The 6,679-nt window shown below is 73.0% G+C and carries 7 protein-coding genes; all 7 read right to left on the bottom strand.

Annotated elements, in window-relative coordinates; all coding sequences use genetic code 11:
- Positions 1–329: 329 nt before the first annotated feature.
- Genes CCN33_RS29160 through CCN33_RS29130 form a run of 7 tightly spaced genes read right to left on the bottom strand, consistent with a single transcriptional unit; the run spans position 330 to position 6,655 of the window.
- Positions 330–899: a phage tail protein gene (locus CCN33_RS29160; protein WP_086696360.1), complete on the bottom strand. Its 570-nt coding sequence runs from the start codon at positions 897–899 to the stop codon at positions 330–332.
- A complete protein-coding gene (locus CCN33_RS29155; protein ID WP_086696359.1) occupies positions 896–2,854 on the bottom strand; it encodes a putative baseplate assembly protein in 1,959 nt (652 codons plus the stop codon). The genes CCN33_RS29160 and CCN33_RS29155 overlap by 4 nt, the downstream gene beginning before the upstream one ends.
- Positions 2,854–3,276, bottom strand: coding sequence for a GPW/gp25 family protein (locus CCN33_RS29150; RefSeq protein ID WP_086696358.1), 423 nt, complete (start codon positions 3,274–3,276; stop codon positions 2,854–2,856). Before CCN33_RS29150 ends, CCN33_RS29155 begins: the two co-directional genes overlap by 1 nt.
- Positions 3,273–3,593, bottom strand: coding sequence for a PAAR domain-containing protein (locus CCN33_RS29145; RefSeq protein ID WP_086696357.1), 321 nt, complete (start codon positions 3,591–3,593; stop codon positions 3,273–3,275). The genes CCN33_RS29150 and CCN33_RS29145 overlap by 4 nt, the downstream gene beginning before the upstream one ends.
- Positions 3,594–3,637: 44 nt before the next feature.
- Entirely contained in the window at positions 3,638–5,461 is a 1,824-nt protein-coding gene (locus CCN33_RS29140; RefSeq protein ID WP_086696356.1) for a VgrG-related protein, read from the bottom strand.
- The gene (locus tag CCN33_RS29135) at positions 5,458–6,180 is read right to left on the bottom strand and encodes a CIS tube protein (RefSeq protein WP_086696355.1); all 723 of its coding nucleotides are present in this window, start codon (positions 6,178–6,180) and stop codon (positions 5,458–5,460) included. Before CCN33_RS29135 ends, CCN33_RS29140 begins: the two co-directional genes overlap by 4 nt.
- Positions 6,181–6,229: 49 nt before the next feature.
- Positions 6,230–6,655: a phage tail protein gene (locus tag CCN33_RS29130; RefSeq protein WP_086696354.1), complete on the bottom strand. Its 426-nt coding sequence runs from the start codon at positions 6,653–6,655 to the stop codon at positions 6,230–6,232.
- Between the last annotated feature and the right edge of the window lie 24 nt (positions 6,656–6,679).

The following is a 6,679-nucleotide window of genomic DNA, read 5'->3' as shown; positions in this document are numbered from 1 at the left end:
AGCCGGGGTGGGCTCGGGTGCCGGTGCCGGTGCCGGTGCCGGTGCCGGTGACGGTGCCTGTGCCTGTGCCTGTGACGGTGCCTGTGCCGGGGTGGGCGTCGGCGTGAGTGGCGCGGCTTCGTCGGTCCGGGCCGGGTCGGGCTCCGAGGCCGGCTCGGGGGCGGGTTCCGGTTCCGGCACCGCCTCGGTTTCCTCGGGGACGGCGGCAGCCGGCTGGCGCGACGACCGCCCCGACCCCTCCGACCAGCCCAGATAACTCCCGCAGTTCCCGCAGAAGTCGTCCGTCGCCTCGTTCGACGCCCCGCAGGCGGGACATTCGCGCATGGCCGTCACTCTCCTTCACCGGAGCCGGAGGGCGCGGCGGAAAGGACCTCGACCCGGCATCGCGTGTGCACCGGGACCAGGGCCCGGACCAGTTCATGGACCCGTGACTCCTCGACCGTCGCCTCCCGGCCGGGCCACACCCGTACGACGATCTCGGCGTCCGGAGCGGGCGGCAGCTCGCTGCCGGGGGTGCCCGACCAGACGGCGGCGCCGTCGCCCACCACCTCGGCGCGCACCCCGAGGATCAGCCGGAGCGCCTCCACCAGGCCGCGCCTCGTACCGCGCCACCGGTGCAGCTCCATCGCCCGCACCGTGGCCTCGCGGCGCAGCTCCAGCGGCCAGCGCGGGTCGTCCACCCCGCCCACCCAGGAGGCGAGCCAGGCCACGAAGTCGGCCGGGGCCACCCGTGGGTCGAGGTAGGCGGGCAGGTTGTCGAGGGTGCTGAACACCGGGGCCAGGACCGTGTCCAGACCGGCGGTGAACCGCTGGGCGAAGTCGTCCTCCGCGTACAGCGCGGGCAGTTGGCCGCCGATCGGATGGCGGCTCGGCAGACCGGGGATCGCGGCGCGGCTCATACCCGCGCCTCCGGCTCCGCCGCCGTGACGACCACCTGGTGCTGGTACGGGAAGACCAGCGCGCCCGCGCCGATGTCGACCCGGTCCACCGGCGCACCGCGCCGCCCGGTCACCGGGTCGGCCGGGAACAGCCGGATGTCCTCCACCAGCACGTCCCCCACGGCCCGCTGGAGCACCCCGAACAGCTCCCCGTACTGGACCGGCCGCCCGAACGGCCAGCCCGTGCCGTCGGGGCCGCCGTGCAGGGGGTCCAGGTGGTCGTGGAGCGCGGCCAGGGCGGTGGCCCGTACGCGGTCCGCGACGGCGGCCGGGGCGGTGAGCCGGGCCACCACGGTGACGCCCTGGTAGACCGGCGGTTCCACCACGAGACGGGTGCCGATCAGGCGCCGCTCGTCCAGAGCCTCGGTGATCGCGGCGAGCACCTGGTCGGACGGGATGAGCTGCTCGAAGCGCACCCGGCCGTCGTCGTCGGGCACCGCGTCCGGCACCACCAGCACCCGGACCGCGCCCGGCTCGTCGGCGGCGGGCAGACAGCGCACCCGGCGCACCGACGGCGCCGCCTGCCGGGCGATGATCTCGTGGTCCTCGGCGGTCACCGCGCGCTCCTGCATGCGCAGTGCCTGCGGGGCACGCAGCCGGGCGTTGGCCACCGACTCGCCCGCCACCCCGCCACGCGCCGCCTCCCGGTTGCCCACACGGGCGACGTACGGCACCGAACTGCGCAGCACGTTGATCGCGCCGCGCGCCACGTTCCCCGCCGGCCCGCCGCCGGTGCGGTAGCGGGCCACACGGACCTGGGCGCCCTTGGGCGGCACCGCGCCGCACGGGCGCAGCGTGCCGTCGGGCTCGCGCAGCGCGGGCGCGAAACCGAACTCGCCCGAGGTGGCGTCGACCCGTACGTGCCGGTCCTCGGGGCCGGAGCGGCCGAAGTGCTCGACCACCTGCCAGCGCTGCCAGCCGTCGGCGGAGGACACCTCCACCACGGGCGGCTCGCCGTCGAGCAGCACCGGCGGCCGGTCCAGGCGGAACGCCTGCCCGGCGACGCCCTCGGAGACGCCGAGCGGCACGTCCGTCACCGTCTCCGCATGCTCCACCGTCATGGTGCCGCCCACCGTGAACACGGCGGCCTCCCGCACCGTCGGCGACTCGGAGTAGAACGGCTGGCCGGGCTCGGCCGGCACGACCCGGCAGCGCAGCCAGCCCGCGTGCGTCCCGCCGATCACGGACGCCGTGTGCGACGCCGGTACGTACACGATGACCTCGCCGGGCCGGTTCAGACCGCCCGTGGTGTCCTCGCCGGTCTCACACCGCAGCCAGCGTGTGCCGTCCCACGCCTCCCAGACGAGCGGAGGCTGGCGCGGGTCCACACCGACGCCCTCGACCCGGCTGTCCAGGCGGACGGCGACCACGCAGCGCGGCACGGCCGTCGGCAGCCCGAACAGCAGCGCGTCACCGGGCTCGGGCGTCGTCTGGAAGCAGCGCACGTCCCGCCCCTCGGCGAGCGCGTTGGTCCGGTCGGTCTGGTCGCCGCCGCGCGGCGCCGTCACCAGCCGGATCAACTCGCTGGGCAGGATGCGCAGTTCCTCGGTGGTGGCGAAGACGACGGCGTCCTCGTCCTCGCCCGCCGCCGTCGTCACCTCGGTGCCCTCGGTCAGCGTCACCGGCTCCGGCTGCGGCGCGGAGAGCCAGAAGTCGACCTCGGCGGACGCCGCCGACGGCGGGAACAGCCGGATGCCCAACAGGTCGAGAAACGCCAGGTAGTTCTTCTCCGGTACCCGGTTCAGCCGGTAGAGCAGCTGGTCCACCAGATAGGCGAACGTCTCGATCAGCGTGACACCGGGGTCCGACACATTGTGGTCGGTCCACTCGGGGGCACGCTGCTGCACATACCGTTTCGCCTCGTCGACGAGCTGCTGGAAGCGCCGGTCGTCCAGATTGGGGGAGGGCAGGACCATCAGTCGCCGACCACTTCCTCGACACCCTCCTCGGAGGGGATCGTGTAGAACGGAAACACCAGATTGCGCCGGTCGTTGGTGGAACGCACCGTGTAATGCACGTCGATGTAGAGCGTCCCGGCGTCCACCGCGTCGAAGGCCACCACCACGTCGTCCACGGAGATCCGCGGCTCCCACCGCTCCAGGGCCTCCCGGACCTGCTGAGCGACCCGGCCCGCCGTGGCGCCGTCGCCCGGCGCGAACACGTAGTCGTGGATGCCGCAGCCGAACTCGGGCCGCATCGGCCGCTCGCCGGGCGCGGTGCCGAGGACCAGCCGGATGGCCTCCTCGATCTCCCGCGCCCGCTCCACCATGGCGATCCCGCCGGTGGGGCCGACCCGCAGCGGGAACGCCCAGCCCCGGCCGATGAACCGCTCGCTCACAGCACGCCACCTATCTCCACGCTCAACTCACCCATCACGATCTGCGCCTGGCACGCCGTCTTGTCACCCATCCGCGCGGCCGGCAGCCCGCCGATCAGCACGCCCTCGCCGACCACCGCCATCGGGTCCGGCATGATCACGTTCAGCGGCCCGGTGGCCGCGTGCGGCGGGACCACGCACACGTGCAGGCTGCCCACGACGGCCGCCGGACGGCCCCCGATCAGTACGGTCGCCACCCGCGCGGCGGCCGCGGGCGGCGGGGTGGTGATCCGGCCGCCATGGCTCGTCGGATCACCGGTACGGGCTGCGGCCGGCATCGTGAACTCCTCGGTAATCGACATCAACGGACACGCGGGGCGGATCAGTTGATCCGGATGAGCTTGGCCTTCAGGACACCCAGCAGACCACCGTCCACCTCGACCGACGAGCGCCCGGTCACCGCCACCGCGCGGCCGGACACGGAGACCCGCGACTGCCCGTCCAGCACCACCCGGCGCCCCTTCAGGGTCACCTGGCCCTGCGGCGCGCTCAGCGTGATGTCCTGCTTGTCCAGCACCATCGACGTGCCCACCTGCCCCGGCGACCGGTACACGGTCACCTCGATCCGGTCCTCGCGGTCGTCCATCCGGACCTCCAGACGCTTGTCCGCCGTCACCAGCCGCAGCCCCGTCGGACCCGGCCGGGGGGCGTCCAGCAGTTCCAGCCGGTGCCCCGAACGCGACACGATGGAGCGCCGGTTGACCTTCCCACTGGTCTTGTCCACCAGCGGCACATCGTGCTTCGACGGCTTGTCCACCCCGTTGTAGAGCCCGCCCAGGACGTACGGACTGTCCAGCAGCCCCTGCTCGAACCCGACCAGCACCTCGTCGTTGACCTCGGGGCTGACCACACCGCCGCCGCCCTTGCCGCCCCACTGCACGGTACGCGTCCAGTCCGAGACGTACGTGTCGTCCAGCCAGGGGAACTTGAGCCGTACCGCGCCCTGCTCCGCGCCGTTCGGCTCCCGCACATCGGTGACCACACCGATGGCCAGACCCGGAATGCGCGCACCGCGCGAGCCCGCCGCCCCGGCACCGGACAGCCCGGTCAGCGAGGGGTCCGGACGGGAGCTGACCCACAGGGTCGTCCGGTAACCGCCGTGCGGCTCCAGCACGTGCTGCACCGCCGTCGCCGTGTAGCGCCCCGAGAACGCGGGGCCCACATTGCCCAGCGCGACCGCCTTGCCCGCGCGCAGCGCCGGATTTCCGGTGGTGAGCGCCTCCAGGTCACCGTAGGACGCGCTCACCTGCTCCGCCGTCGCCCGCGCCACCGCCGCCGCCTCCGCCTGCGTGCGGTACGGGGTGTCGGCCACCGTCACCTGGGTCTTCCTGCCGAACCGGTTCACCGACGCGGGATTCAGACCCGGCACGACCGTGCCACTGGTGATAGACGCCTGCTCGGCCACCACCGCCCGCTTGGTGGTCGCGTCCCAGCCGCGCACCTGCACCTTCTGCGCCGCGTCCGCCATCGACAGCGACGCCCGCAGCGCCAGCAGGTTCCGCCCGTACTCCAGCACCAGCGGACTCCGCGTCGCGGGTGTCGACGGGGCGGGCGCGCCGGACGCCTTCACTGGGCGGGTGAACTGCAGGACACCCTTGTCGTCCACCCGTACCTGCGCACCGCACTCGCCCGCCAGATACTGCAGGAAGTCCCAGTCGGAGACGTTCGCCTGCGAGAGCTGCTTGTGCGTGACCGCGGGCGCCTCCACCTTGCCGCAGGCCAGGCCCGCCGAGGTGGCGACCTTGCGGATGATCGCCGCCGTCGTCATGTTCCGGTACGCCACCACCTTGCGGCCCCGCTGCAGCCGGTGCGCCTTGGAGTACGCCCGTACGACGGTGAACGTGCCGGTGCCGTCCCGGTCCAGCTCCAGGGCCGTCACCTCGCCGCTGAACAGCGGCTCACGCGCCTGCCCCTTCACCGTCACCACCGACACCCGCAGCGGCGTGCCGATCGTGACACCGGTCGCCGCGAGGAACTCGTGCTGCGGATCGCGGTACGTCAGCACCGCCGTGTCCGGCAGCCCCACGCTCTCCTCGATCACACAGCTCACCAGCTGCGTCGCCCAGGTGTTCGGCAGCTCGCCCGGTGCCTCGACCACCGGATCGGCCGCGAACGACCGGACGTCACCCGACTCGGCGGCCGTCACCGCTCCTCCTCGTACCCGGCGTCCCGCAGTCCCGGAACCACCAGTTCGGTGCCGGGCCGGAGCGCCATCGGGTCGTCGATGCCGTTCGCCTCGGCGATCGCCCGCCAGGCCGTCGCGTCCCCGTACTCCCGCCAGGCGAGCATCGCCAGGCTGTCGCCCGCCACCAGCGTGTGCGTGCTGCGCGCCGTCCGCGCGCCCGAGGTGGGGTTCTGCCCCGGCGGGTCGACGCTCGCCTCCTCGATGGACAGCGAGCAGGTGGCCCGCAGCGGCTTGCCGTCCACGTCGAACAGCGTGTACGACACCGACAGGCTGGACAGCACCCCGTCGAACGACGTCGTACGCGCCGTACCCCACTCGAACCGCACCCAGGGGCTCGCCGGCTTCTTCCGGCCGAGGCTCGCCTGCGTGGGCACGCACGCCTTCATCAGCTTCTCCACGGCCTGTTCCACGGAGTTGTCGTGGGTGGCCGTCGCGTCGAGGAACACCTCCAGGCTCAGCACCCTCGGTCCACTGCCGACGAACTCCGGCAGCGCCGACTCGCCCGCCATGCGCGCCGGGGAGCGGCGCCACTCGGTGGACTTGCTCAGCTCCAGCGTCGACGGGTTGAACTGGAGGTCGAGCCGTGCGAGCGTGCCGCCGGGCTTGGCGCCGACCGAGGCCGGCGGCTCCTTGAGGGTGAGCTGCGCCCTGGCCCGGCTGGCGCGGACCGATGGGGACATGGGGTGGTTCCTTCCTGGGAAACGTGGGCTTTACGGGGCGAGCGGGCGGTCAGGAAGGAACCAGCCCCTCGTGCGCGATCTCCAGCGTCTCCACCGCCGCCTGCGAACTGGCCGGGTCGAACGACGGGCCCTGCCAGCGGACCGGCACGATCCCGTACACCTGCCAGCCGATGATCCGGCTGAGGTCGGGGCGCAGCGCCACGATCTCGCCGTCCTTCGGCTCCACCCGGCGCAGCGTCTCGTCCAGCCAGCGGCCGATCTTCGCGGTGTCCGACGTCACCGGCCGGGTCAGCGTGATGTTCGACCAGGTCACCCGGCCCGGCAACTGCCAGGTGAACCCGTTGTTCCCGCCCTCCGCGTAGGTCTCCATCTCGACCTGCGCCCCCATGCCGGAACACGTGTGGAACGCGCCGAGGTCGTTCCCGCCGATGTTGAGCCGGAAGAACACGCTCGTGGCGAAGATGTTGTCGGTCATGCTGCTCGGGTTCCGTCCGTGGGG

Origin of the sequence: Streptomyces recifensis, assembly GCF_002154615.1 — a bacterium.
Classification (GTDB): Bacteria; Actinomycetota; Actinomycetes; order Streptomycetales; family Streptomycetaceae; genus Streptomyces; species Streptomyces griseoluteus.
This window is presented reverse-complemented; position numbering and strand designations above follow the sequence as displayed.

Excerpts from the sequence above, each read along its gene's own strand:
- CCN33_RS29135 (WP_086696355.1), bottom strand. The coding sequence starts at position 6,180 with ATGTCCCCATCGGTCCGCGCCAGCCGGGCCAGGGCGCAGCTCACCCTC.
- CCN33_RS29145 (WP_086696357.1), bottom strand. The coding sequence starts at position 3,593 with ATGCCGGCCGCAGCCCGTACCGGTGATCCGACGAGCCATGGCGGCCGG.
- CCN33_RS29160 (WP_086696360.1), bottom strand. The coding sequence starts at position 899 with ATGAGCCGCGCCGCGATCCCCGGTCTGCCGAGCCGCCATCCGATCGGC.
- CCN33_RS29155 (WP_086696359.1), bottom strand. The coding sequence starts at position 2,854 with ATGGTCCTGCCCTCCCCCAATCTGGACGACCGGCGCTTCCAGCAGCTC.
- CCN33_RS29130 (WP_086696354.1), bottom strand. The coding sequence starts at position 6,655 with ATGACCGACAACATCTTCGCCACGAGCGTGTTCTTCCGGCTCAACATC.